We start from the raw sequence: 25,627 nt of genomic DNA, 5'->3' as shown, positions 1-25,627 counted from the left end.
GACAACCAATCAGCACGTTGTCCCTCTAACACATCTGCGGACCGCCCGACGGGTTTGACGGACCGTCGTCCGTGCGACGCACACGCCGTTGATACGTGTTCTACCGACGCCGCAGGCAGCAGCAACTTCCGTAATCAGGCTTTCGGGCTGTGCAATCGGGGCAGGTGTCATCGCCTGAGCGGATACTGCGAAGAAGAAGGCGAACGTGGCAATTCCGAGCGACTTGATCATATCGAGCTCCCTGGAAGCGCCCAACCGCCCGGCCGGCGCGGCGGAGCGATGGACGCGACTCCCTCAAACTGAGGCCCGCTGCTGTCAGAGAATTGAGATAGATCAAAGCGTCTTTTTCGACTTCCCATGCGGCAATCGCTGTACATAGCAGGCCAGACGCCGGCGAAGGACTATGACCGCAGGAAGACTGCAGAGTCCAAATAGCAGCGCGCAAATATCGTCTGCAACTGCGCACCGCGAAGGAAGATTGTGTGAGGCGACAAACCACCCCGGCCTGAGATCCAACTCCGAACTGGAGCCGGGTACATGGAATAGATCATCCGTGTAGCTTCTCGATTTGTAATATGGCGTCCACCAGGGCCGAGATCCCAAGCTGCGTGGAAAGCAAGGTTTGCCCTTTCCGTCACGCAAACTCTATCTGTTGGGAGTTTTGCTAGTACGATCGTGCAGGCGGACGCGCAGAGGCCATCGATTACCACGGTTTGGCCAGTCTCATTCAACTCCTCATATCGATCAAGGTAACGTTGAATCAAGCCACCGCGGTCATTGGCAATTCTCACGACTGCGTGGCTATCGTCAGCGCATGCGAACATAGATGCTGAAGCGAGCAGCAGAGTAAAGGGTTTCATAATGTGCCTCTTCGACTGCGACATCAGCAAGGTTCATGACGGCTCGTGCGCGAGAGAACTCGCGGCTTGGCGATGCGCGAGAGCGTGTTCTCTGGTGGTAAGTCCGGCATTCTCGGATCGGCCTTACAGCAACACGTTGCTCGTACGTGCGGCCCACGCTTTCCGTAACGCCGACGGATGCACCTCGCGGCATAATCCTGCTGGAGTTCTTGTGGTCAATGAACCAGCGTTGAGTTTGAGCGCGCGGGCCCGAACCATTTACCGCTCATTGATCACCGCCCCTCATTGTCCAGGCGTAGCGCCAAATGCATCGTGTGGGGGTCGCGGTTCCCGTCCCGCCTGAAGCCAAACTTGCCGAGCACCGCCAGCATTGACTTGTTTTCGGGCAGGACCTCCGCAGTCAGCTCACGCAATCCGTTATTGGAGGCGATCTCGCCAAGGTGGCGCATCAAGATGGAGCCGATGCCTCGGCCCTGCCAAGCGTCGATGACGACGAACGCCAACTCGGCTCGTCCGGGCTCAAACACGACATATCGAGCGCCTCCGACAATCATTGTACGCTCGGATTGCCCGACCTCGCACACCAGCGCGACGTGATTCATGAAGTCGACATCCATGAAGAACGCGCGCTCCTTGTCCGAGAAATGACGCTTGATCCCAAAAAAACGGCGCTGCAACGACTGCTTGCTGGTCTGATCCAGCGCGTCGAGGACGGCCGTCTCGTCGGCCGGCCGCAGCGCTCGGATTTCGGACATGCTGCCGTCCCGCAAGGGTTCCGTCGCGCTGTATTTAGCGATGTCCGGCATGCGAGGTCTCGGCTCAGGCGGCCGGAAAACACGTCGGCCTGAGGCTCGTCTATGAATGGGGCGGTCGGCTGCCCGTTTGATTTGTATCAAGGGACCTCGCAAAAAAGCGGGCGGCCTGAATCTCGGCAGTCAGCTCGACACATTCCGGCGGGAGGACCGACGTGACACGACTGGGTCGGCGTACTCGCCGTCCAGCATTGACCTATATCAAAGGCCTGCAGTTGCGGCGGGCTTTGGATGCATTCATACGACATTGAGGTCGGAGCATGCAGATGGAAGTGCCTGGAACGCCCGGCGGTTCGATGTCCGGTCTCGTCGCCTCGGCCGTTGAATACATGGTCGATGCGGGGCAACGGAGCATACTCTTTCTCGATGTGATGCGCCGGCGCGGCGACCAATATCGGGAGCACGTCGCCCAAACCGCGCCACACGTTCTGCAATATGCGGCCGAACTGATCATTGATGGCCGCAAGTTGGACGAACCCGTCAATTACGCGCTTGTCCGCATTATCCCGCCAGCCGGCGTCGAGATCGATTCCACACGGCGGCCGTTCATCGTGATTGATCCACGCGCCGGGCACGGTCCAGGGATCGGCGGGTTCAAGGCCGACAGCGAGATCGGCGTCGCGATGAAGGCGGGACATCCCTGCTACTTCATCGGCTTCCTGCCGGAGCCGGTGCCGGGCCAGACGATCGAGCGTATCGCGCGTGCCGAGGCACTGTTCATCGAAAAGGTGATCAGTCTCCATCCGGACGCTGACGGGAAACCCTGCGTCATAGGCAATTGCCAAGCCGGATGGGCGGTCATGATCCTGGCTTCGGTTCGGCCGGATCTGTTCGGTCCACTGATCATCGCCGGAGCCCCGCTCGCGTACTGGGCCGGCGTGCATGGTAAAAATCCGATGCGATATTCGGGCGGCCTGCTGGGCGGAAGCTGGCTAACTGCGCTTGTTAGCGATCTCGGCGGTGGGAAGTTCGATGGTGCCTGGCTGGTCCAGAACTTCGAAGGCCAAAATCCGTCGAACACGCTCTGGACCAAGCAGTACAATGTCTATTCGAAGGTGGATACCGAAGCCGATCGCTACCTCGAGTTCGAGCGCTGGTGGGGTGGGCACGTCAATCTCAACGCCGAGGAGATTCAGTTCATTGTCGACGAACTCTTCGTTGGCAACAACTTGGCCGCTGGCAATATCACCCTATCCGACGGGCAGAAGGTAGACCTGCGCAACATCAGTTCGCCGATCGTGGTGTTCTGCTCCAAGGGCGACAACATCACTCCGCCGCAGCAGGCGCTGGGTTGGATCCTCGAATGCTACGCCGACGTGGATGACATCAGGGCCTATGGGCAAACGATCGTCTATACCGTTCACGAGAGCGTCGGCCATCTCGGCATCTTCGTCTCGGGCGGCGTCGCCAAGAAGGAGCACGCTGAATTTTCCAGCAACATCGATCTGATCGATGTACTACCGCCCGGCCTTTACGAAGCGACGTTCGAAGCCAAGGACGAGGAAACCACCAGTTCCGATCTCGTTGTTGGCCAATGGGTGATGCGCTGCGAGGCCCGAACGCTCGAGGATATTCGTGCCATGGGCGGCAATTCGCCTGAGGACGAGCGGCGCTTTGCCGCGGCCAAACGCGTCTCGGAGCTTAATCTTGCCGCCTATCGCAAGTTCGTGCAGCCCTGGATCAAGGGCATGGTGGCGCCGCAGACGGCAGATTTGATGCGTAACCTGCACCCGCTGCGGACGCAGTATGAGGCCTTCAGCAGTCAGAATCCATGGATGACGGCGGTGAAATCGGCAGCGGAAGGGCTAGAAGAGAACCGCAAGCCGGTTTCGAACGACAATCCGTTCCTGGCATTTCAGGAGCAGGTCTCTAAGCAGATCGTTCATGCGCTGGACAGCTGGCGCGATTCGCAGGAAGCGATGAGCGAGGCGATCTTCCTCAACGTCTACGGCTCCCCGGCGCTACAGGCGGCGGTCGGCATAGATCCGAAAGCTGAACCGTCGCGCGGGCGCGAGATGCCGGCCGAACACCGTGCCATGCTCGACAAACGGATCGCCGAGCTCCGATCCAGGATTGGCGAAGGCGGGCTTCGCGAGGCGGCCATCCGTGCCCTGCTTTATATCGGCTCGGCGAGAGGAATGGTGGATGAACGCAGCATCGAGGCGTTGCGTCAGGCTCGTCACGACAACAGCGGAGCGCGATTAGCGCTTGCCGAATTTAAGATGCTGGTTCGCGAGCAGTTCTTCATGCTGCTGCTCGATCGCGAGGCGGCGCTGGCCGTTATCCCGAAGTTGCTTCCCGACGATGTCAATCAGCGCCGCGCGGCTTTCACGACGATGAGCGAGGTGCTGTCGGCCAGCGAGGACATCACAGGCGAGCGCGCCAGCCGCCTGCAGCGTGTCGCGCAGCTGTTCGGTCTCGACGCCGAAACGTCGGGGAGGGCGTCGAACGTTGCCCCTTTCGACCCCAAGGCGAAGGCATCGTAACGCTGTCTGGAAGGAACCGGCTCATGTCAGCCGACACATCGCAGGCACAGTCCCCGAGCAAGTACGACCGTCTGATAGCGGCCGCGCAGGCCGTGCCGCCGGCCCCAACCATCGTCGTGCATCCCTGCGATGAAAGCTCATTGCGCGGCGCTGTCGATAGTGCACAGGCCGGCATCATCCGGCCGCTCCTGGTCGGACCTGAAAGGAAGATCCGGGATACGGCCGCCAGGCATGGTCTCGACATCGCGGCCTTCGAGCTCGTTGACGCAGCGCATAGCGATGAAGCCGCTGCAAAGGCGGTAGAGCTGATCCACGCCGGCCGAGGTGAGCTGTTGATGAAAGGCAGCTTGCACACCGACGAATTGATGCGCGCGGTCACCGCGAAGGCCGGAGGCCTGCGCACCGACCGCCGTATCAGCCACGTCTTCGTGATGGACGTGCCGGCCTATGCCGAGACCATCTTCGTGACGGACGCGGCCATCAACATCTTCCCTGATCTGGACGCCAAACGCGACATCATCCAGAACGCGATCGATCTTTACGTGGAAGCTGGATTCGGCAAGTCACCGCGCGTGGCAATCCTGTCAGCGGTTGAAACCGTGACCTCGAAAATTCCGTCTACGATCGAGGCGGCAGCACTCTGCAAGATGGCGGATCGCGGGCAGATCACCGGAGGGATCCTCGACGGACCGCTGGCTTTCGACAACGCCATCGACCTGGAGGCGGCGCGCATCAAGGGGATCAAGTCCGAGGTCGCCGGTCGCGCGCAGATCCTCGTCGTTCCCGACCTGGAGGCCGGCAACATGCTGGCAAAGAACCTCGCCTATTTCGCCAAGGCGGACGGCGCGGGCATCGTGCTCGGAGCCCGGGTCCCGGTCGTCCTGACCTCACGCGCGGATTCGGCGCGTGCGCGGATGGCCTCGTGCGCGGTCGCAGCGCTGTATGCCCATGCCCGGCGCCGGCGTGCTCCAACGATTGCCGCGTGAACGCCATGGACACCATCCTTGTGGTCAATGCCGGCTCCTCCAGCGTCAAGTTCCAGGTCTACTCGATCGAGGGGGACGGAATATTGCGGCGACAGCTGAAAGGGCAGATGGATGGGATCGGCAGCCGCCCGCGTTTGCGCGCGAGTGGCTCCACCGGCGATCCGGTTGCGGATCGCGCCTATCCGATCGAGGCGGTGCCGGATGTTCCGGCCGCGATGGACATTGCCGGCGCCTGGTTGCGGGACGAGCAACGCATTCACCCGATCGCGGTCGGTCATCGCGTCGTTCACGGTGGCCCGGACTACGATCGGCCGATCCAGCTCGATCATGGTGTCGTGACCCGGCTGGAGCGGTACATCGCGCTCGCGCCGCTGCATCAACCCCATAATCTGGCGCCGATCCGCTCGATTCTCGGCAATTTCCCGGAGCTTCCGCAGGTCGCCTGTTTCGATACCGCATTTCATCGCACACATAGCGCGGTGGCCGATCATTATGCGATTCCACATCATCTTTATGCCGAGGGCGTGCGCCGCTACGGCTTTCACGGTCTCTCTTACGAGTACATTGCGAAGACCTTGCCAAAGGTCGCGCCGAAAGTTGCGAATGGGCGGATTATCGTCGCTCACCTCGGAAGCGGCGCCTCGATGTGCGCTCTCAGCGTGGGACGAAGCGTCGAAAGCACTATGGGCTTCACCGCTCTCGACGGGCTTCCGATGGGAACCCGCCCTGGTCAGATCGACCCTGGGGTGGTGCTCTATCTCATTTCCGAGAAGGGGATGTCTGCCTCCAACATCCAGAACTTCCTTTACCGCGATTGCGGCTTGAAGGGGTTATCCGGCGTCAGCAACGATATGCGCGTGCTGGAGAGCAGTGACGATCCGAGAGCCAGACTGGCCGTCGAATATTTCTGCTATCGCATAGGCCTCAGTGCCGGCATGCTTGCCGCAGCGCTGCAGGGGCTGGACGCCTTTGTGTTTACGGCTGGTATCGGCGAAAACTCCGCAACAATTCGCGCGCATGTCGCTGGCCAGCTTGCGTGGCTGGGCGTCACCCTCAATCAAGCCGAGAATACGCGCCACTCACAGCTGATCTCGGGTCCCGACAGTCGCATTCCAGTCTATGTGGTGCCGACCGACGAGGAGCTGATGATCGCGCAGCACACTCTCTCAGTGCTGATGAACAGAACATCGACCAATCAAAGACAGGAGAGGGCATCATGATTCCCGTATTTCCGGATACCAAGATTGCCCTGAAGGGGAAAAAAGGCCTCGTCGTGGGCATCGCCAACGACCAGTCGATCGCATGGGGATGCGCCAAGGCCTTTCGTGCGCTTGGTGCCGATCTAGCCGTCACTTACCTGAACGACCGCGCGAAGAAGCACGTCGAGCCTCTTGCCCAGGCACTTGAGGCGTCTATTTTCATGCCACTCGATGTAATGACGGAGGGGCAGACCGAAGAAGTATTTGCCCGGGTCGAGAGGGACTGGGGCCAGCTCGATTTCCTGCTGCACTCGATCGCATTCTCACCGAAGGAAGCCTTGCACGGACGTGTGGTGGACGTCGGTCGCGACGGCTTCCTGAAGACGATGGAGGTCTCCTGCTGGTCCTTCATGCGCATGGCGCATTTGGCCGAGCCGCTGATGAAGAACGGCGGCACCATGTTCACGATGACCTATTACGGCAGCCAGATGGTGGTCGAAAACTACAATGTGATGGGTGTGGCCAAGGCGGCGCTCGAAGCCTCCGTCCGCTACATCGCCGCCGAGCTTGGGCCGAAGGGCATCCGCGTGCACGCGATTTCGCCCGGGCCGCTGGCTACGCGAGCGGCATCAGGCATTCCAGAGTTCGACGAACTGATGGACAAGGCGCAATCCAAGGCCCCGTCGCGCAGCCTGGTCAGCATTGAAGACGTCGGCAACGCCACGGCATTTCTCGCGCTCGACGGCGCCAAGCTCATTACAGGAAGCGTTCTTTATATTGATGGTGGTTATCACATCATCGACTGAAGGGGACGGGATGCGACTCAGCGATAGTGCAGGGCGATTAGCTCGGCCACGCAGGCCGGTCGATTGCCGCCTTCGATCTCGATGACCAGATGATAGTTCACGCGCAGCCCGTCGGGAGGGACATCCTCCGTCTCAGCAACGCTGACGCGGCCACGCAGCTTTGAGCCCGCCGGGACCGGCGAAAGGTACCTGATCCTGTCGGCGCCGTAGTTCAGGGTGTTTCGGAGGCCTTTTAACCCCATCACCGAGCGGATGAACATCGGTGCCAGCGCCAGGGACAGCATGCCATGGGCGATGGTGGTGCCGCCGGGCATTTCTTTCCTCGCGCGCTCCTGGTCGACATGGATCCACTGTTCATCGCAGGTCGCTTCCGCAAACTTGTTGATCCGGTCCTGCGTTACCTCGATCCAGTCGCTAGCGCCGATTTCGGTACCGACCGCAGATCTTATCTCATCAAAATTGCCGAATATCCGCATGTCCTTCACCTTCAGATCATCATCTCCGGGACATGGTCGCCGACGAGAAGGTCGGCTTCAGTCGCAGCCATCACTTCGCCGATCGTGACGCCCGGCGCGGTCTCAAGAAGCGTCGCCGTGCCATCGGCAAAGCCGATCACAGCCATGTCGGTGACGACTAGATTCACTGGCCGCGCCGAGGTGAGCGGCAAGCTGCATTTCGCAACAATCTTCGACTTGCCCTTTGCTGCGTGCTGCATGGCGACGATGACCCGCTTCGCGCCGCTCACGAGATCCATGGCGCCGCCCATGCCGGGAACCATCTTGCCCGGGATCATCCAGTTGGCGAGATGGCCATGGGCATCGACTTGAAGGCCGCCAAGCACCGTGACGTCGACATGGCCGCCGCGGATCAGTCCGAACGACATCGCGCTGTCGAAGGTCGAGGCCCCGGGCAGCGCGCTAATCGGGCGCCCCCCTGCGTCCGTTAGCGTCGGATGCGCCAGGCCTTGCTCGGGGATAGGCCCCGTTCCGATCAGGCCGTTTTCCGACTGGAAGAATACCTTCAGGTCCGTTGGAACGTAGTTCGCGACGAGCGTCGGGATACCGATGCCGAGATTGACGAGGTCGCCGCTCCGAAGCTCCTTGGCGACGCGCCGGGCGATGATGATCTGCGGATCCATGTCGTCACCCGTTTGTAATGAGGTAGTCGACGAGCGGCGCCGGGGTCACGACGTGGTCGGGCGCGATCACGCCGATTGGCACAATGTTCTCCGCGGTGACGATCACGGTGTCGGCGGCCATCGCCATGACTGGATTGAAGTTGCGCGAGGTCAGTGCGTACGCCAAGTTGCCGAGGTAGTCGGCAAGGAAGGCGTGCACTAGCGCAAACTGTGCACGCAAGGCTGTCTCCAGCAGAAAAGGCTTTCCGTCGACTTCGATCTCGCGCTTGCCCTGCGCAACCAGCGTGCCGACGCCGGTTGGCGTCAGAACTCCACCTAGCCCGCATCCACCCGCACGAATGCGCTCGACGAAGGTTCCCTGGGGTACCAGATCGACGGTGATCTGGTTTGCCAGCATCTGCTGCTGTGCCTTCGCATTGAGACCGATATGCGTTGCGGTCAATCGCGCGACCAGCGCAGCATCGAACAGCTTGCCGACGCCCTTGCCGGGGATCGCCGCATCATTGCAGATCAGCGACAGACCGCCCTTCTTCTGCCGCACCACCTCGTCGAGCAGGCGCTCCGGTGTTCCGACACCCATGAATCCGCCGACCATGACACTCGCGCCGACCGGGATCATTGCGACGGCTTCTTCGAGGGAGATGGCCTTCATGAGGGAGAACTCCGGTCGGCGCGTGCAGGGCGTCGATGAATGCTGGAGGGCGGAAATCGCGCTGCTTTGATCTGCGTCAAGGCTCCGCATCATTCGCGGACGATTCCCACGCTCGCGAGCGCGTCGTGCCAGAGCTTGCGCAGTTCGGTGTGTCGGCTTTCCAGGACTGTGCTGACGGTGCCACGGAAGGGTAACAGGTCGGGACCTTTCAGGAACAGGATTTGCGCCTGCAACAGACGTCCGCTCTCGAACTCGATGCGGCGTAGCGCCATCACGAAGGGGTCATTCGGGTTTGCCTCAAGCGGTAGTAACGCCGCTGGCCGGATCCCGGCGTGGACGGCATGCGCGAGCGTGGCGAGGTGGACTGCTTGCCAAAGAATGCGATCGGCAATGCCTTCGTTCGGCGTCGGAAGCCAGGCGGCCTCCCAGGATATGGCCATATAGCCAAGGGCGAGGTCCGGCACCCATGTGGTTGCGCGCATCAGAAGCGACACGATCTCGCTCTCTCGGTAGAACTGAGCGTTCAATTCTGTCTGCCAGCCGGCCTCGAACTTCGCCGGCAGGGCGAGGGCGAATTGCCTTGCGAGAGCGCCATGGGCCGAGATCAGGAAAGCGGCGACGCGAGTCTGCTGGCTGTGCGGCACTCGGCCTTCGGAGTCGAGTGGTCCGAGAAGTCCGCTCATGCCCGGGTCCTCTGGACGGGGATGGCACGCAGATGGTCGTAGCTGGCGGGAAATGGAGTGAGCTCACCACCAGGGTCTTCGGGCGCAATCCAGACCGCTTTGTTACCTTGCCAGCGTCCGGCCAGCACGTCATCGGCGAAGCGCGCGAGCAGGTCGGCTGTGAGCGCACCCTTTTCCAACGTGAAAGCGTGATAGGCGCCCGGGATGATCACGAGCGCGCTGTTGGGGATTCCGACTCGCAGCGTCTCGTGGAGGGCACGCGGCGTCAGGAAGTCGAACTCTCCGTTCAGGATCATGGTTGGGACGGCGATCGAGGCGAGTTGCGGCGTCAGCGGCTGGAAGTCGAGGAACGACTCCATCAGGTTCTGCAGCGCGTAGAGGTCATTGACCAGCCAGCCCTGCCGCTTGACACCGTCGAGCTTATCCAACAGCGGCTTCAACCATTCATCGGACAGATTCATCGGCAGCAGCAGATCCTGGAGATAGCCGGTTCCACCCAGAATTAGGCCGGTGCGTAGTGCGTTGCCGATCAGGAGAAGTTGAGGCGAAAGCTCGGCAAAGCAACTCATTGGCACCAGACCCGAGAGGCGCCTCCAATGCTCGATCGCGTAGCGCAGCGCGATCAGGCCACCGAAGCTGATTCCACTGAGGAAGACCGGACCTTCACCGAGCATTTCGATCAGGCGATGCAGCGCAAGGACATGGTCGTCCTGATTGATGAAGAGCGTCGGCTTGTCGGAGGCGCCCTGGCCGAGCAGATCGAATGTCGCAACGCGAAATCCCCGTGCGATGAGCGCGTCTCGGTAAGCGGTCCACAGTTCGGAGTATTGAGTCAGTCCATTGACCAGCACGTAGGCCGGCGCCGTCACAGGACCGTCGAGCTCATACCGGATCCGGTAGGAGCCGTGCGTGAGGAAAGGCATTGCGGCGTCCGGCATGTAATTCGGTGCCAAGACACTCGCGCGGGCAGTGCGAATTCCCTTGCGCTAGATCAAGGGTCGCGCCGCGTCCTCTCCTAGCGTTTGGCAAAATCAAAGCCTGCCGGAGGAATTCGCCATGGTCGGGAGACATGTCATGCGGCGATATCTCATCAGCCTGCTGTTGCTGTTGATCGGGACATCGCTCGCGGTTGCGCAGCCCTTCACGCGCCGCTCGTCGCAGATGCAGCATGACGGGCTGAAGAAGACCTACGAGATCGCGAATTTTCGACTTGGGGGCAAGTACGATCTGGCCGATCCCTCGAAGTGGGAGAATGGCGGCGAGGGCGGCGTCACGCTCGAATCTTTGGGCGTCGGGAAATTGCACACCGCCTATATCGCGGTCGGTACGCCGCGGCGCAACGCCGCCGGTGAGATCACCAATGCCGTCGTCATCAACTCATATTATTCCGGCGATGCCACCGACATGTACGAGCAGTGGGTCAAAGGAGCAGCCTTGTCAGGCACCGTGCCAATTATTGGTCCCGGCCGTCCCATCGATACGGATCGTTATTATGTCATCATGGTCGATCCGCTCGGAACCTGGGGCGCCAGCAAACCTTCGGACGGTCTCGGCGTAAAGTTTCCGCAGTACAGCTACTATGACATGGTCCAGGCCAATTATCGCATGCTGCGCGACGGGCTGAAGGTCGCGCGCGTGGCCCTAGTGTCCGGCGTTTCCATGGGCGGCACGCAGACCTATGTCTGGGGCGTGATGCATCCCGAATATATCGGCGCAATGATGCCGATCGGTGGCACCACGCAGTCGGATGGGGAAGATCCTGTCGGCAACTGGACATTCCAGATGATGACCGCGGCGATCGAATCCGATCCGGTGTGGCAGGAAACGAATGGTGATTATTACAAGCTGCCCAAAGAGAAGCATCCGATGCCGGGCGTGGCGTTCGGCTGGTCGATCCTCGGCATGACCGGCTATGACTTTGCGTTCCGTACGACCCAGAATTGGGGCGCCGTCCAGCCCGAAATTTTTTATTGGGACCCCCCGAACGAAAAGGCGGCTTTGAACGTCGTCAACCGTGCCAAGCTTTACGATGCGGTCGACCTGGTCTGGCGCAACCGTGTCGGCGAGACCCACAACATCAATGCTTATCTCGGCCGGATCCAGGCGCGCACGTTGGTGATGCACATTACCAACGACCTGTGGCTGAACTTCAAGTTGGCTCAGAAGGCTGTCGACCGTGTACCCGGTGCGGACCTTATCGCTCAGGAAAGCCCGGTCGCACATTATGGTGTGTTTCCGATCATCAACCAGCGCAAGAACGACCCGAAGTTCGTTGCCTTCATGGATGATGTGGCGAGCCTCGACCGCGCGCAGAAATTCGTTGACAAGAATTATCGCGTGCCCGGCGTCGCCGAGAACATCGACCCCAAAAAGTCGTTCTGGAAAGAGTTCGTGACCTATCCCTATCCGGTCAAATACGCCAATGCCAAAGACAAGGGCGGAAATTCCTGGCAGATCGGCTACATGGATGAATACGCCGGCACGGAGAAGGATCCGAAGATCCTTGTGATCGTCCATGGCAAAGGCGCGTTCGGCGGGCACTACGGCAACATCATGCAGTATGCGCTGCGTAGCGGCTTGCGCGTGATCGTGCCCGACCTGCCGCATTACGGTATGTCCGGACCCGGCAATCTCGACAAGAGTCCGGCGCGCACCATGCAGGACATGCGCGAGGTCATCTACGATCTCGTCGTCAACCAGCTCGGCGTCAAGAAGGCGTATTATCTCGGCCATTCGCTCGGCGGTCAGTTCGTGATGGGTTATGCCCTGACCTGGCCGGATGCAGTGCAGGGTCTCGCGCTGGAGGCGCCATCAGGTCTCGAGGAATATCCTCGCGAGATCACCATCGCCAAGGGCAAAAAGGCGCCGCTGTTCGACCCGGCCTTCGATCATGACTTCGACAAGTGGAGGGCGACCTGGGACCAGACCGGCATTCTGGCCGCCGAGAAGGCGCGTGACGAGCAGAACATCCGCGACTTCTTCTATTTCAAGAAACGCGATCCGGAGACTGGCGCGGTGTCTGCGGCGAAGAGCGGCTATTTCTTCAGCGACAGCGAATATGCCCGCTTCCACACCGAGCAGCGCGTTGGGCTGACTAAAGGCAATCCGAAGGAGCTCGAGCAGTGGTGCAACGTGTTCATCTACGACGTCTACACGATCGGAGCGGAGCTCCAGCAGGATGATCCGAAAAACCTGTACGAGCGGCTCACGCAGATCAAGGCTCCGATCTTTCTCGTCTTCGGCGACAAGGAGCCGTTCATCCCGACGCCGGCGTTCAATGGACTGACGGATCTCGGACGCGATGCCATCACGCCCTTCATGACACGCATGACCAATGCGGGCAACCGGCCGATCCTCAAGATTTATCCGGAGACCGGGCACTTCATCCACACGGACAACCCGGTTGAATACCCGGTAGATGTAGTGGATTTCGTGACGCGCGGAAGCGTCGACACGTCGTCGCCGGTTGGAACCGATCGTATGATCAAGGGCTCGGTGGCTTCTGCTTTGCCGGTGGCACCGACGCCGGCCGGCGCCGCGCCCACCGCCGGCCTGAACAAGTAGGACCGGTCCATGCCGATGGTGCAAGCGGGCGAAGTCCAGCTGGGCTGGCGAGAGTGGGGCAAAGGCGACATTACCGTCGTCTTCATCCACGGCAATCTCGCCAGCAAGGACTGGATCGAACTCGCTGCGCCGCTGTTTCCTTCTGGTCTTCGCGTCATCGGCATTGACTGGCGCGGCTGCGGCGACAGCGACCGGCCGAAACCTGCGGTTGACTACACCAACTACACGATGCAGCAGCACGCAAAGGACATGCTGGCTGCGCTCGATACCCTGGACATCAACTACTGCCATCTTGCAACGCATTCAACCGGCGGCATCATCGCGGCCCGCATGCTCCTGATGCAGCCACGGCGATTCGGGCGGGTATTTGCGCTTGATCCGGTCACGCCGCTCGGCATGGCTTTTAATGCCGACCAGATCGGGCTGTTCCGCGCCATGATGGCGAGCAAGGAGGTGACCCGGTCGGTGATGGCGACCGCGGCCTCATCGCTGTTCGTGCCGGAAAGCATGGCGCCGAATAAGGTCCCGCAATTCCGTCCAGGGGGCGCGGACATCCAGGCGCTGTTCGACCGGATCATCGAACAAACCTTCGGCGTCTCCGAAGGGATCTGGATCGGGACGCCCGTCAATCTCACGCGCGAGCGGGAGAGTCGGGAATTGGAGAGCCGCATGCCGGAGATCGGGCATTCGCACCTGGTATTGTGGGGCGAACGGGACGGCTGGATCCCTCCCGCGGATCTTCATGCGATGGCCGCGGCAATGCCGGACTGCCGCCTCGTCGTCGTGCCCGGTATCGGACATTCGATGAATCTCGAAATGCCCGCGCTCTACGCCGGCTATTTTGGTGCGTGGTTCGGGGGACTTGCGGCATAACAAGGAGGAATGACACCATGGCCGATATCAATCCATCCGCAGCGGATATCCGCACCATGCTCGCCGAGACGCTTCTTCGCCTGCGTAAGGCCAACGCGGAGTATTTCGAGCAGCTGGAAATGGGACTGAACGCCTCGAAGCTGCCGATAGCAAACCACGCCAAGGAGTTCTGCGGCTACATGCAACGCAACGTCACGGCGACGTTCGGCCTCGGCGACAAACTCATGCAGGCCAAGGACATGCATGACGCGCTCGAGATTCAATCTGATTTTTTCCAGGCGCAAATGCGATTGCTCACCGAGCAAAGCAAAAGCATGAGCGAGTCTGCCATGAAGGCGGCGACCGAAGCGTTTGCACCAAAGAATTGAGCCACGCTCGTCGCGGACGCTGTCGCTTGCAAAGCTGGGAATCGTTTATTGAGCAACTAGGATCAATGAGTGACGTGATGAAACCCCACCAGGCAGCTCTGCATTTGGGGTTTTCCGAGGTTCCGCCGTCTCATGACGGAAGGCCTTGCCCGTGCGCGAGCACCTACCCTGATCTAACCCACCGTTTAGGCGGACGATCGGAGGAAATATCGCAGATTGGCGTCATGTGGGGAAAAGCGGTAGCGGCCTCCTGACTCGAACCCCCGACGCATCGCAACGCCACCGATCTGGCGCGGCGGTAAATCCGCTGGCGCGATTGCGATTCCAGCCGAACCGGATCAGCTCTTAGGTTCGTCAAGGGATCTCGACCGGCTCCAATCCTGTAGGTGGGAGTGGAATGTGGTGTGCGACGAATGCCCATTTGCGGTCGGATAAGGGCAGCAGTGCGATCCATAAGTCATTGATTGTATTTGACCCGTGGCTGACTCTTAATCAGCGGGTCCCAGGTTCGAGCCCTGGTGCGTCCACCAAATAAGAGTTCTTGCTTCCCAATACCTTCGCGAAATGGTGGCCGAGAATAGAACGGGTCTCGCGCGATATCTTTCGTGGCGGGACGGTGCACGGGCAGATCGCTGCGGGTGAAGTTTCCTTTGTCCTGTATCTCACCCCATTCGACATGGTGCGCAGAGCCGGGCGTTAAGCTTCGGTCGTAGGGCAAGTTACCCGAAAGCCGATCTCAACAAGCTCATTGCGACTGCAAATCGCGAGGCACTCGTTTCTTCGGCCGACCGGAACGATGCAGACCGCGTACTTCCTGCTGTTGAAAAAGCTCCGCGCAGAGGCCACGCAGCCATTGGCTTGCCGGGTCGTGATGGAAGCGGGCGTGCCAATATTGCTTCACCGTGAAGCCGGCAATCGGCAGCGGGCAGTTGAGCACGCGCAGTCCGTAATAGTGAGCCAGGGTTTCGCCGATGTGCCTTGGCAGGGTAGCAAGCAGGTCAGTCGTTCCGACGATTGCGGGTAGCCCCAAAAAGCCGGGCAACTCCAGTGCAACGTCGAGGACTATCTTCTGCTCCTGCAGCGCGCCCGCGAGCAACTGATGTCCAGTGCCGGAGCGAATGAGGACGTGAGCCTCACGCCTGAAATCCTTTGCCGTGATGCGGTCGCGGATCCGAGCATGTTTTGCGTTCGCGAGGCAGACCCAATCCTGCGGAAACAGCGCCTGTTGGAAGTGTCCAGCATCGAGATCCGAGATGTAGCCGAGCGCCATGTCGGCTTCACCGGATTGCAGCATGCGTGGAGTGTCGGCGCCAATCTGTGTCGCCTCGATACGAACGCCTGGGGCAACGCGGCGGACGTGGGCGAGAATGGACGGAAGCAGCGTGACGTGGCTTCCGTCCGTCATGCAGATGGCAAAACGGCGCTTTGCGGTTGTCGGATCGAAATCGGTGCGAAGCTCGGCAAGGCGACGCAGCATTTCCAGCGCCTGCCTCGCGGTGCCGATGAGAGCCTCGGCGCGCGGCGTCGGCAGCATGCCCTTCGCTGACCGGATGAAGAGCGGATCGTCCAGTTCCGCACGCAGGCGGGCCAGCCAGATCGAGATGGTCGGCTGACTTTGGCCGAGCTTTTCGGCTGCCCTGGTGACGCTGCCAGTGGTGAACAATGCATCGAAGAGCCTGAGAAGGCGCGGGTCCAGCAGGTTGGTCTCGGTGTGATCCTGGTGCTTCATTGCAATTCACAATAACGGATATAAGAATCATAACATATATAAATATCGAGCCGCCAGCTACGATGCTTCCAACGCCGAGAATGGCGCGGGAGAAGCGTTCGGATGAGGATCTGCTTTATCGGAGCGGGAGCCTTGGGCTCGACCATCGGCGGTACGTTGGCGCGCGGCGGGGCCGAGGTCTGGCTGATCGATCCGTTCCAGGCTCATGTCGGCGCAATCAATGCCGGTGGCCTGCGAATACTCGAAGATGGCGCCGAGACCGTCGTGAAGGTCACTGCTTGCACCTCCGCGGCTCAGGTCGGCGTAGAAGCGGACCTCGTCATTATCCTCGTCAAATCCTACCACACGCGGGATGCCATCCGTGCCGCGGCGCCGATCATCGGGCCGCGGACGGTCGTGATGTCGCTTCAGAACGGTCTTGGTCACGAGGACATCCTGTCGGAGGAGGTTGGTCGTGACCGGGTCGTGGCGGGCAAGACCTACGTCGGCGGTGTGCTGCTCGGCCCTGGTCATGTTCGTTCCGGGGTCATCGGCAAGGAGACCATCATCGGCGAGCTTGATGGGCGCTTGACAGAACGTGCGCAGCGAATCTCCGAGACCTTTAATCGCGCCGGCATTCTCACGCTGCTCAGCGACAACATCTTGGGCACGATGTGGGACAAGTTGTTCATCAACGTCGCCGGAGGAGGAATTACCGCCGTGACCGGGCTGACTTATGGCGGCCTGTATTCGCTGCCGGTTCTGGAAGATTGCGCGCTGGCCGCAATCTCGGAGGGCATCTCGGTCGCGCAAGCTGCTGGCGTGAAGATCTCGATTACCGATCCGCGACGCGCCTGGTCGATGGCGTCCGCTGGACTGCCGCCCGAGTTCAAGACGTCGATGTTGCAGAGTTTGCAGTCCGGCAATCTCACCGAGGTTGACTACATCCACGGCTCCGTCGTGCGCTGGGGCGCCAAGCTCAGCGTGCCGACCCCCGTCAATTCCACCCTCGTCGCGCTGGTCAAGGGCATCGAATACGCCCGCAGCGACTATCCTGGAAAGTCCTGAGATGTCATTGCCCCGCGCTTATGTCGAACACGTCGCGATCCGCGTGCCGGACGTTGATCGTCACGTCGACTTCTTTCGTGAGGTGCTTGGTCTCGCCATTCGCGATGAGCAACCCGCCGATGGTACGCGCCCGCGTCAGGTTTGGGTGCTCGGAAGCGTGCAACTCATCGAAGATCCGAATTTCGTCGGACCAGAGGGGCGTCTCGCCCATCTCGGCATCATGGTCGACGATTACGAGGGTGTGCTCACCCGTGCCGCCGCCTGGGCCGCCAAAGCGTTGCCCGCCGGGCCGAACTGGCTCGAGCTGCCGGGCGGGCTCAACGTCGAAATCTTGCAAGCCAGCGCAGGCGCCGTGGAAGCCGCCCTGGCGATCAATCCCCGTGCCTAGAGGAAGACGCGACATGACAGATGAGCGCTACTGGGACGATGCCAAGGTCGGCGATGAATGCGTAACCCCCTCGGTGACGGTCACCGAAGCAATGGTGAATGCCTATGCCGAACTGACGGGCGATTTCACGCCGGTCCATGTCGACGAGGAGTACGCGAAGACAACGCCGTTCGGCACCCGCGTCGCGCATGGGTTGTTTGGTCTGTCGCTCGCTGACGGATTGAAAACGCGTGCCGCCTACCGGTTCCTCCCGGGAATGTCGCTGGGCTGGACATGGGATTTCAAGCTGCCGATCAAGCTCGGGGACACCGTGCATGTGAAGTTCCGCGTTGGTTCAATGCGCGGCACAAAGAGGGATGGGTGGGGCATCGTTGTGCTGCCTTCGGAACTCATCAATCAGCGCGGCGAGGTCGTTCAGCTAGGTGAGCATCGGCTGATGATCCCGATGCGCCCGAAGACCAGCGCTGCAGGAGAGCAGGCATGACCGCGCAAGATCTGCCGCTCAAAGGCATTCGCGTCATCGACTACAGCCATTTCCTGGCCGGCCCGTTCATGGGCCGTTGCCTCGCCGCGATGGGCGCGGAGGTCATCAAGGTGGAGCGCCCAAAGGGGGGCGACGCAGGCCGGGCCCATGGATATTTCAAGGACGGACAATCCGGCTACTTCCTGCAGCAGAATATGGGGAAGCAGGGACTTTGCATCGACCTGCGCGACGAGCGTGGTCTCGACATGATGATGAAGCTGGTCGACACGGCCGATGTCTTCATCGAGAATTACCGACCCGGCGCACTCGAACGTCTCGGTCTCGGTTACAAAGCACTATCAGCGCGGAATCCGAGGCTGATCTATTGCTCGGTCTCCGCCTATGGCCATACCGGTCCCTATGCCGATCGTCCGGGCTTCGGCCTGATCGCAGAGGCGATGTCGGGTGCGCTGGCGCAACTGGGCAATCCCGGCGAACCGCCGCCGCTGCTGCGGATGCCGCTGGCCGATATGTACACTGGCATTCATGGCGTCGCTGCTATCAATGCGGCGCTGGTTGGCCGTGCGTCGTCCGGGCGCGGCCAACATATCGATCTGGCGCTGTACGATTGCATGGTCTCGATGCACGACTATGCGGTTCAGCGTTACTTCCTCTCGGGCGGCGCTGACCTGCCGAAGCAAACCGGCAGCGGACAGCCGGATTCGACAGTTTACGGCGTCTTTCCGGCCAAGGACGGCAATCTTGTCATCGCTGCGCAAGTCGATGATGCGTGGCGACGATTGGCGAGCCTGATTGGAGGAGACACGCTGGCATTGGACGAGCGTTTCGCCAAGCCCGCCGCGCGGAACGCCCATTATGCTGAAGCCATGGAGATTGTGCGCAATTGGACGCTATCGCAGCCGTCTCGAGATGCGTGTCTTGCGGCACTCGAGGAAGCAGGTGTGCCGTCCGCTCCCGTGCAGACCATCGAAGAGGTCGTGAGGGATCCGCAGATCCATGCGCGCGGCATGCTGGTCGAGCAGGAGCATCCGGTGCTCGGCAAGGTAACGCTGCCGAACCTGCCGTTCCGGTTTTCCGATTGCGACACCACGGTGCGCACTCCGGCGCCACTGCTTGGACAGGACAATCGTCGCATTGCTGTCTCGCTGGGACTGTCGGCCGAAGCCGTCGACGCGATGGTGCGCGACGGCGTGCTCTACAACGAAGCTGCAGTGCAGGAGTGAGCGATGAGCGATCGCTATGCGGTGATTGGCAATCCGATCGGCTTCAGCAAGTCACCTTTCATCCATGGCACTTTCGCCAAAATGATGGGACAGGATCTCGTCTATGAGGCGATCGAGGGGCCCATCGATGGCTTCAGCGCACGGGTTGATCAATTCCGGACGGAGGGCGCCAAGGGGCTGAACATCACCGCCCCGTTCAAGCTCGATGCCTTCGCTTATGCAAATGAGCTCTCAGAGAGCGCCCAACGCGCAGGTGCCGCAAACTGCCTGAAGTTCGAGGGCGATCGGATCATTGCCGAGAATTTCGACGGAATCGGCCTGGCGCGTGACATCACTGCCAATCTCGGCGTCAAAATGGTTGGCCGGCGCGTCCTGATGCTCGGCGCTGGGGGAGCGGCACGTGGCGCGTTACTGCCGTTTCTGCGCCAGCAACCGTCCGAGCTGGTTCTCGTCAATCGAACGCTGTCCAAAGCCGTGGCATTGGCCGAAGAGTTTGCCGGCTGTGGTCCCCTGATCGTGAGCGGCTACGCTGAACTGGCCGACCTTGCCGAGGGCTATGACGTCGTGGTCAACGCGACTTCTGCCAGCCTGCGAGGTGAAATGCCGCCGCTTCCGAGCAATGTCTTCCAGGGCGCGGAGCTGGCGTACGAACTTGCCTATGGCAAAGGATTGACTCCCTTTCTGCAAGCGGCCCGCACTGAAGGCGTGGCCAAGTTGGCTGACGGCGTCGGCATGCTGGTCGAGCAGGCGGCGGAAGCCTTTGTCTGGTGGCGTGGCGTCCGACCGAGCACGGCCCAGATCATCGCCGAATTGACTGTCCCATTGAGCTGACGGACGACGCCGACAATGCATCCCAAACCCAGTTTTCTCGTCGGCCTGATCGGCAGCGGCATCTCGGCGTCTCGCACGCCGCCCATGCACGAAGCGGCCGCAGACGCCGCTGGCATCCGCTATCTCTACAAGAAGATCGATCTGGTCGAGTTGAACCTCGGGGTCGAAGCGTTACCGGAATTGCTCACGGCCGCAAGGCGGATGGGCTTTGACGGATTGAACGTGACCCATCCCTGTAAGCAGGCGATCCTTCCACTGTTGGACGAGCTTTCGCCCGACGCGGAGGCGCTTGCCGCTGTGAACACCGTGGTCGTCAGAAAGGGCCGGATGACCGGCCATAACACGGACTGGTTCGGCTTTGCCGAGAATTTTCGCCGCAGCATGCAAGGTGCACCACTCGGTCGTGTCGTGCAATTCGGCGCAGGCGGCGCGGGCGCGGCGGTTGCTTTCGCGCTCATGAAGCTTGGCGTGCAGGAACTGACCATCATAGACGTCGACTTGGCCAAGGCGCAGAGCGTGGTCGACGGCTTGTCCTCTCGATTTGTCAAAGGGCGCTTGAGGGTCGGCCGGGATGTCGCAGCGGCCGTGGCTGCCGCAGACGGAATTGTAAACGCGACGCCCATTGGCATGGACAAGTATCCGGGAACGCCGCTGCCGCTGGCAATGCTCTGTTCCGGTCTCTGGGTCGCTGAGATCATCTACTTCCCGCTGGAGACCGCGCTGCTGCGCGCGGCGCGTACCCTCGGCTGCCGCACCGTCGATGGTGGCGGAATGGCAATCTTCCAGGGCACCGAAGCATTCCGCCTGTTCACGGGCGTCTCGCCTGATCCAGACGTCTTCTTCGCAACTTTCGCATCCCTGGGAGGATGACATCCGGCCGATGGGCGAGCGGTACGCACAACGCCCGAGAGGAAACGCAAGATGGGCTACACGCTCGATTTCTCGGTGGTTTGGCACGCAATGCCCGCGTTGCTGTGGGGTTGCGTGGGGACGTTGGGGTTGGCGCTTGCTGGCATGACGCTCGCAATGATCATCGGCGTCGCGGGCGTCGCAGCCCGCGATGCGAAGGCGGCCTGGTTGCGCGCCATCGTGATCGGCTTCGTCGAAATCGTGCGCAACACGCCGTTCCTGGTGCAGATCTTCTTTCTGTTCTTTGCACTGCCACTCGTCGGGGTAAAGCTCAATCCGACTGCCACCGCCATTATTGCGCTCGGTGTGAACGGAGGGGCATACGCCATCGAGATCATCCGCGGCGGCGTGCAATCGATTCACAAAGGGCAAATCGAGGCCGGCTACGCGCTCGGACTGCACAAAGGGCAGGTATTCCGTTCCATCGTACTCAAGCCCGCGCTTCGCGCGATCTATCCCTCGCTCACGGGACAGTTCATCATGCTGACGCTGACCTCGTCGATCTGTTCGGCTGTGTCCGCCTATGAATTGACGTCGGTGGCGCAGCGCATCGAAAGCGACACATTCCGCAGCTTCGAGGTCTATTTCTTCGTCACTTTCCTCTACCTCGCGATCTCCTGGCTGCTGATGGCGGGCTTCGCAATCATCTCTCACCGCTTCTTCTCATATCCGACGCGCTGAGGAGCACAGATCATGACACCGCATTTCGGCCTTCCCGAGTTCGGCTTCCTCCTGCGTGGTCTGCAATGGACGGTACTCCTGACGCTGGTTGCATTCGTCGGTGGCTGTACCGCCGGCCTGGTCGTCGCACTGTTGCGCACCTGCGGTCGCACGAGTGTGGAATGGATAGTCCGGATCTATATCGGAATCTTCCAGGGGACACCGCTGCTGCTGCAACTGTTCGTGGTGTACTACGGCTTGGCGCTCCTCGGATTGAAGCTGTCGGCATTCGTTGCGGTCGCGATCGGGTTCACCGTCAACGCCTCGGCTTTTCTCGGCGAGATCTGGCGCGGCGCAATCCAGGCCGTGCCTCGCGGTCAGACCGAGGCCGCAATGGCGCTCGGTCTGCATTATTCCGCGCGCATGCGCGACATCGTGCTGCCGCAAGCCATTCGCATCGCGCTGCCGGCGACCATCGGCTATCTCGTGCAGCTCATCAAGGGCACCTCGCTCGCTGCCATCGTCGGCTTCATCGAACTCGCCCGCGCCGGTCAAATCGTATCGAACCAGACCTACCAGCCGTTGCTCGTCTTCGGTGTGGTCGGCGCAATGTATTTCATCCTCTGCTGGCCACTCTCATGGTGGGGCAGTCGGGTGGAGGCCAGGCTCGCCCTGGCCGGTCAAAGGTAGGTTCGGCGCACCTACTCAATCAAACACAGCCATCACCAGGAGGAGATACTCATGTTGTTTTCGCTCAATCGTCGCCAGCTCGGCATTGCGCTGCTGACGCTCGCGGCCATCGTTGTCGCAGGCGGCTCGCAGGCGGGCACGCTGGAGGACGTGAAGAAGAAGGGCGTCGTCGTCATCGGCATTCAGGGCGATAATCCGCCCTGGGGCTATGTCGATAGCTCGGGAAAGCAGGATGGGATCGATGCCGACATGGGGCGCGCCTTCGCTGAATATCTCGGCGTGAAGGCCGAGTTCGTCCCGCTGGCGGTGGCCAACCGTATTCCGGCGCTGACCACAGGCCGGGTGGACATTCTGTTCGCGACCATGGCCATGCTGCCCGAGCGCGCGAAGGCGGTACAATATTCCAAACCGTATGTTGCCAATGAGATTACACTGGTCGCTGCCCAGGCAACTCCGATCAACAGTAATGCCGATATGGGGAAGTACGTTATCGGCGTCCCACGCTCCTCCACGCAGGACACCCAAGTCACCAATAATGCTCCTGCGGGCGCCGAAATCCGCAGGTTTGATGATGACGCGGCCACGATCCAGGCGCTGCTCTCGGGTCAGGTGCAGGCGGTCGGCGCAAACAGTTTCTACCCGCAGCGTCTGAACGCTGCAAAGCCGGAACTTGGGTTCGAGCCCAAGCTTCACTTCACCGCCTTGTACAACGGGGCCTGCACGCGCCTGGGAGAGAAGGAGTGGAACGAGACGGCGAACAAATTCATCGACCAGATCAAGTCCAATGGCAAATTGGCCGGTTTCTACGCCAAGTGGATGAAGGCGCCCGTGCCAATCTTCCCCGACTCAGTCCCCGGAGTTCCGTTCACAGTTCAATAGTCACTGCAAGCGGCCGACGCGCTGGGCGCGTTGGCCGTCGTCCGATAACGGAGGTCGAATCCATGCAGGACCAGATCCTGATCGAAATGAAGGGCGTGCAGAAATGGTACGGCGGGTACCAGGCTCTCCGCAACGTTGATCTCACTGTGCGCCGAGGTGAAAAGATCGTGCTCTGCGGTCCTTCCGGTTCGGGCAAGTCGACGCTGATACGCTGTATCAACCGCCTGGAGGCGATCCAGCAGGGCAGTATCGTGGTGAACGGTCATCGGCTGGACGACAGCATCAAGGCCATCGATGTCGTGCGTCAGGATGTCGGCATGGTCTTTCAGAGCTTCAACCTTTTTCCGCATATGACGGTCTTGCAGAACTGCATGCTCGCGCCCATTCGCGCGCGCCGCATCGGCAAGACCGATGCGGAGGCGACCGCGCGAAAATATCTCGAGCGGGTGCGCATTGGTGAGCAGGCCGAGAAGTATCCGGCTCAACTCTCGGGCGGTCAGCAGCAACGTGTTGCGATCGCGCGTGCTCTCTGCATGCAGCCCAAGGTCATGCTGTTTGATGAACCGACCTCGGCTCTCGATCCGGAAATGGTCAAGGAAGTGCTCGACACGATGATCGGTCTCGCCAACGACGGCATGACCATGATTTGCGTCACCCACGAGATGGGTTTTGCCCGCCAGGTCGCCGACCGCGTCATCTTCATGGCTGAAGGGCAGATCATCGAAGAAGGTGTGCCCGACGCTTTCTTCCGCAATCCGCAGCACGCTCGCACCAAGCAGTTCCTTGGCGAGATCCTAGCCCATCACTGAACGGAGTTATTCCATGAGTCGTCTTGTCTACGTCCTCAACGGGCCAAATCTCAATTTGCTCGGCAAGCGTCAGCCCCACATCTATGGCCACGAGACGCTTGCGGATGTGGAGCGAGATTGTCGGGGGCTAGCCACGGAGCTCGCTCTGGAGCTACGCTTTCACCAGTCGAACAGAGAATACGAGTTGATCGATTGGATCCACGAGGCACGCGAGACGGCTGTCGGCGTCGTGATGAATCCCGCGGCTTTCACCCATACGTCAGTCGCCATCCTGGATGCTTTGAACACGTTCGAGGGGACAGTGATCGAGGTGCACATTTCCAATGTGCACAAGCGCGAGGAATTCCGCCACCACTCGTTCGTTTCCAAACGAGCTGATGGCGTTATTGCAGGCTTCGGCACTCAGGGTTATCTGCTCGGCTTGCGTCGCGTGGCCAAGCTGCTCGATGAGAAGAAGGTATAGAATCGCATGAGTGCACCCATCCGCCTGACGGTCATGGGAGCGGGTCTCATCGGCAAGCGACATATTGAACATATTCTCGCGCGGCCGGAGGCGGTGCTGTCGTCGATCGTCGATCCGACGCCGGCAGCACGAGAGTTGGCGGTTTCGCTGAACGTGAACTGGTTTCCGTCCTTTCGGGACATGCTCTCCGAAAGTCGGCCCGACGGGGTGGTCGTCGCCACCCCCAACCAGATGCACGTGGCGAACGGCATGGATTGTATCGCTGCGGGCATCCCGGCGCTGATCGAGAAACCGTTAGCGGATGATGTCGTTGCTGCACAGGCGTTGGTCGAAGCCTCCGACCGGGCGGGCGTGCCGTTGCTAACCGGCCACCACCGCCGCCACAGCCCGATGATCCAACGCGCCAAGGCGGAGATCGATAGTGGCGGGCTCGGTCAGATCGTATCGGTGCATGGCATGTTCTGGTTGATCAAGCCGGACGATTATTTTGAAGTGTCCTGGCGCCGCGAGAAAGGAGCGGGCCCCATTTTCCTGAATCTCATCCACGATATCGACCTGTTGCGGTATCTGTGCGGCGATATCGTCGCGGTGCAGGCTGCCCAATCCAATCGGCTGCGCGGAAATGGCGTTGAAGAGACCGCGGTGGTGATCCTGCATTTCGCCTCCGGCGCGCTGGGAACGGTCAATGTCTCCGATACCATCCAGTCGCCTTGGAGCTGGGAATTCACCGCCGGTGAGAACCCAGCCTACAGTCGTACGCAGGAGGCGTGTTACCAGATCGGCGGCACGCGGGCATCGCTGGCTATTCCGCAACTCGATTTATGGCATCATCCGAGCAAGGCCAGTTGGTGGGCGCCGATTGAGCGCGAGCAGCTAAGATATGAGAAGGAAGACCCGCTTGGCCTGCAGATCGCAAATTTCTGTGGTGTTATCTGCGGCACGGCCACGCCTGTGGTGAGTGGGCACGAAGGGCTAAAAACGCTCAGGGTGATCGACGCGGTCAAGCGCGCAGCGGAAACCGGAGATCTCGTGTCGGTTTGATTCGGGCGAGGCACCTGTGTTCTCGCGGCGGGATCCGCGCGAAGATC

The 25,627-nt window shown here is 60.8% G+C and carries 26 protein-coding genes; 19 read left to right on the top strand and 7 right to left on the bottom strand.

The window, feature by feature from the left end:
* Window positions 1–1,132: 1,132 nt before the first annotated feature.
* Window positions 1,133–1,666, bottom strand: a complete 534-nt coding sequence (locus tag ABIB80_RS32610) for a GNAT family N-acetyltransferase (RefSeq protein WP_007601238.1) — start codon at window positions 1,664–1,666, stop codon at window positions 1,133–1,135.
* Window positions 1,667–1,932: 266 nt separating this feature from the next.
* Between ABIB80_RS32610 and ABIB80_RS32605 the strand changes: the two genes are divergently transcribed.
* The 4 genes from ABIB80_RS32605 to fabI are packed head-to-tail and all read left to right on the top strand — an operon-like array spanning window position 1,933 to window position 7,149.
* Window positions 1,933–4,158 carry a DUF3141 domain-containing protein gene (locus ABIB80_RS32605; protein WP_007601239.1) on the top strand — a complete coding sequence of 742 codons (2,226 nt, stop codon included), beginning with the start codon at window positions 1,933–1,935 and terminating at the stop codon, window positions 4,156–4,158.
* A 23-nt stretch (window positions 4,159–4,181) separates the two neighbouring features.
* Window positions 4,182–5,144 (top strand): phosphate acetyltransferase, encoded by a 963-nt coding sequence (locus tag ABIB80_RS32600; protein WP_007601240.1) that lies wholly within the window; start codon window positions 4,182–4,184, stop codon window positions 5,142–5,144.
* A 5-nt stretch (window positions 5,145–5,149) separates the two neighbouring features.
* The gene (locus ABIB80_RS32595) at window positions 5,150–6,364 is read left to right on the top strand and encodes an acetate/propionate family kinase (protein WP_007601241.1); all 1,215 of its coding nucleotides are present in this window, start codon (window positions 5,150–5,152) and stop codon (window positions 6,362–6,364) included.
* Complete coding sequence (fabI, locus tag ABIB80_RS32590; protein ID WP_007601242.1) at window positions 6,361–7,149, top strand: enoyl-ACP reductase FabI; 789 nt, start codon at window positions 6,361–6,363, stop codon at window positions 7,147–7,149. The genes ABIB80_RS32595 and fabI overlap by 4 nt, the downstream gene beginning before the upstream one ends.
* Before the next feature lie 17 nt (window positions 7,150–7,166).
* Here fabI and ABIB80_RS32585 read toward each other — a convergent pair whose 3' ends face one another.
* The 5 genes from ABIB80_RS32585 to ABIB80_RS32565 all read right to left on the bottom strand — a co-directional run bounded on the left by ABIB80_RS32585 (window position 7,167) and on the right by ABIB80_RS32565 (window position 10,545).
* The gene (locus ABIB80_RS32585; RefSeq protein WP_007601243.1) at window positions 7,167–7,625 is read right to left on the bottom strand and encodes a MaoC family dehydratase; all 459 of its coding nucleotides are present in this window, start codon (window positions 7,623–7,625) and stop codon (window positions 7,167–7,169) included.
* 11 nt (window positions 7,626–7,636) lie between these two features.
* On the bottom strand, window positions 7,637–8,287 hold the full coding sequence (locus tag ABIB80_RS32580; protein WP_007601244.1) for a 3-oxoacid CoA-transferase subunit B: 651 nt from the start codon (window positions 8,285–8,287) through the stop codon (window positions 7,637–7,639).
* 4 nt (window positions 8,288–8,291) lie between these two features.
* Window positions 8,292–8,939 carry a CoA transferase subunit A gene (locus tag ABIB80_RS32575; RefSeq protein WP_007601245.1) on the bottom strand — a complete coding sequence of 216 codons (648 nt, stop codon included), beginning with the start codon at window positions 8,937–8,939 and terminating at the stop codon, window positions 8,292–8,294.
* A gap of 89 nt (window positions 8,940–9,028) precedes the next feature.
* Entirely contained in the window at window positions 9,029–9,622 is a 594-nt protein-coding gene (locus ABIB80_RS32570; protein WP_007601246.1) for a hypothetical protein, read from the bottom strand.
* On the bottom strand, window positions 9,619–10,545 hold the full coding sequence (locus ABIB80_RS32565) for an alpha/beta fold hydrolase (protein ID WP_007601247.1): 927 nt from the start codon (window positions 10,543–10,545) through the stop codon (window positions 9,619–9,621). Before ABIB80_RS32565 ends, ABIB80_RS32570 begins: the two co-directional genes overlap by 4 nt.
* Before the next feature lie 133 nt (window positions 10,546–10,678).
* On the opposite strand from ABIB80_RS32565, the gene ABIB80_RS32560 reads away from it, so the two are divergent.
* Genes ABIB80_RS32560 through ABIB80_RS32550 form a run of 3 tightly spaced genes read left to right on the top strand, consistent with a single transcriptional unit; the run spans window position 10,679 to window position 14,427 of the window.
* On the top strand, window positions 10,679–13,186 hold the full coding sequence (locus tag ABIB80_RS32560; protein ID WP_007601248.1) for an alpha/beta hydrolase: 2,508 nt from the start codon (window positions 10,679–10,681) through the stop codon (window positions 13,184–13,186).
* A 9-nt stretch (window positions 13,187–13,195) separates the two neighbouring features.
* The gene (locus ABIB80_RS32555; protein WP_007601249.1) at window positions 13,196–14,059 is read left to right on the top strand and encodes an alpha/beta fold hydrolase; all 864 of its coding nucleotides are present in this window, start codon (window positions 13,196–13,198) and stop codon (window positions 14,057–14,059) included.
* Between the two features lie 17 nt (window positions 14,060–14,076).
* On the top strand, window positions 14,077–14,427 hold the full coding sequence (locus ABIB80_RS32550; RefSeq protein WP_354128981.1) for a phasin family protein: 351 nt from the start codon (window positions 14,077–14,079) through the stop codon (window positions 14,425–14,427).
* A 745-nt stretch (window positions 14,428–15,172) separates the two neighbouring features.
* Here the strand turns inward: ABIB80_RS32550 and ABIB80_RS32545 are convergent.
* A complete protein-coding gene (locus ABIB80_RS32545; protein WP_007601251.1) occupies window positions 15,173–16,156 on the bottom strand; it encodes a LysR family transcriptional regulator in 984 nt (327 codons plus the stop codon).
* A 102-nt stretch (window positions 16,157–16,258) separates the two neighbouring features.
* On the opposite strand from ABIB80_RS32545, the gene ABIB80_RS32540 reads away from it, so the two are divergent.
* From ABIB80_RS32540 to ABIB80_RS32485, 12 genes are all read left to right on the top strand, one after another.
* Entirely contained in the window at window positions 16,259–17,203 is a 945-nt protein-coding gene (locus tag ABIB80_RS32540; protein WP_007601252.1) for a ketopantoate reductase family protein, read from the top strand.
* A gap of 1 nt (window position 17,204) precedes the next feature.
* Complete coding sequence (locus ABIB80_RS32535; RefSeq protein WP_007601253.1) at window positions 17,205–17,591, top strand: VOC family protein; 387 nt, start codon at window positions 17,205–17,207, stop codon at window positions 17,589–17,591.
* Between the two features lie 13 nt (window positions 17,592–17,604).
* Complete coding sequence (locus tag ABIB80_RS32530) at window positions 17,605–18,075, top strand: MaoC family dehydratase (RefSeq protein WP_007601256.1); 471 nt, start codon at window positions 17,605–17,607, stop codon at window positions 18,073–18,075.
* Window positions 18,072–19,298 carry a CaiB/BaiF CoA transferase family protein gene (locus ABIB80_RS32525; protein ID WP_007601258.1) on the top strand — a complete coding sequence of 409 codons (1,227 nt, stop codon included), beginning with the start codon at window positions 18,072–18,074 and terminating at the stop codon, window positions 19,296–19,298. Before ABIB80_RS32530 ends, ABIB80_RS32525 begins: the two co-directional genes overlap by 4 nt.
* Window positions 19,299–19,301: 3 nt before the next feature.
* Window positions 19,302–20,129 carry a shikimate dehydrogenase gene (gene aroE / locus ABIB80_RS32520; protein WP_007601259.1) on the top strand — a complete coding sequence of 276 codons (828 nt, stop codon included), beginning with the start codon at window positions 19,302–19,304 and terminating at the stop codon, window positions 20,127–20,129.
* Window positions 20,130–20,144: 15 nt separating this feature from the next.
* Window positions 20,145–20,999 (top strand): shikimate dehydrogenase, encoded by an 855-nt coding sequence (locus tag ABIB80_RS32515; protein ID WP_007601260.1) that lies wholly within the window; start codon window positions 20,145–20,147, stop codon window positions 20,997–20,999.
* Window positions 21,000–21,050: 51 nt separating this feature from the next.
* Window positions 21,051–21,719, top strand: coding sequence for an amino acid ABC transporter permease (locus ABIB80_RS32510; RefSeq protein ID WP_007601261.1), 669 nt, complete (start codon window positions 21,051–21,053; stop codon window positions 21,717–21,719).
* Window positions 21,720–21,731: 12 nt separating this feature from the next.
* Window positions 21,732–22,388, top strand: a complete 657-nt coding sequence (locus tag ABIB80_RS32505; RefSeq protein WP_007601262.1) for an amino acid ABC transporter permease — start codon at window positions 21,732–21,734, stop codon at window positions 22,386–22,388.
* A 51-nt stretch (window positions 22,389–22,439) separates the two neighbouring features.
* Window positions 22,440–23,267: a transporter substrate-binding domain-containing protein gene (locus tag ABIB80_RS32500; protein WP_007601263.1), complete on the top strand. Its 828-nt coding sequence runs from the start codon at window positions 22,440–22,442 to the stop codon at window positions 23,265–23,267.
* Between the two features lie 62 nt (window positions 23,268–23,329).
* Window positions 23,330–24,076 carry an amino acid ABC transporter ATP-binding protein gene (locus ABIB80_RS32495; RefSeq protein WP_354128980.1) on the top strand — a complete coding sequence of 249 codons (747 nt, stop codon included), beginning with the start codon at window positions 23,330–23,332 and terminating at the stop codon, window positions 24,074–24,076.
* A gap of 13 nt (window positions 24,077–24,089) precedes the next feature.
* Entirely contained in the window at window positions 24,090–24,539 is a 450-nt protein-coding gene (gene aroQ / locus ABIB80_RS32490; RefSeq protein WP_007601266.1) for a type II 3-dehydroquinate dehydratase, read from the top strand.
* A gap of 6 nt (window positions 24,540–24,545) precedes the next feature.
* Window positions 24,546–25,580, top strand: a complete 1,035-nt coding sequence (locus ABIB80_RS32485) for a Gfo/Idh/MocA family protein (RefSeq protein WP_219683107.1) — start codon at window positions 24,546–24,548, stop codon at window positions 25,578–25,580.
* Window positions 25,581–25,627 lie beyond the last annotated feature (47 nt).

This window comes from Bradyrhizobium sp. i1.15.2, from assembly GCF_040548425.1.
Taxonomy (GTDB): Bacteria; Pseudomonadota; Alphaproteobacteria; order Rhizobiales; family Xanthobacteraceae; genus Bradyrhizobium; species Bradyrhizobium canariense.
This window is presented reverse-complemented; position numbering and strand designations above follow the sequence as displayed.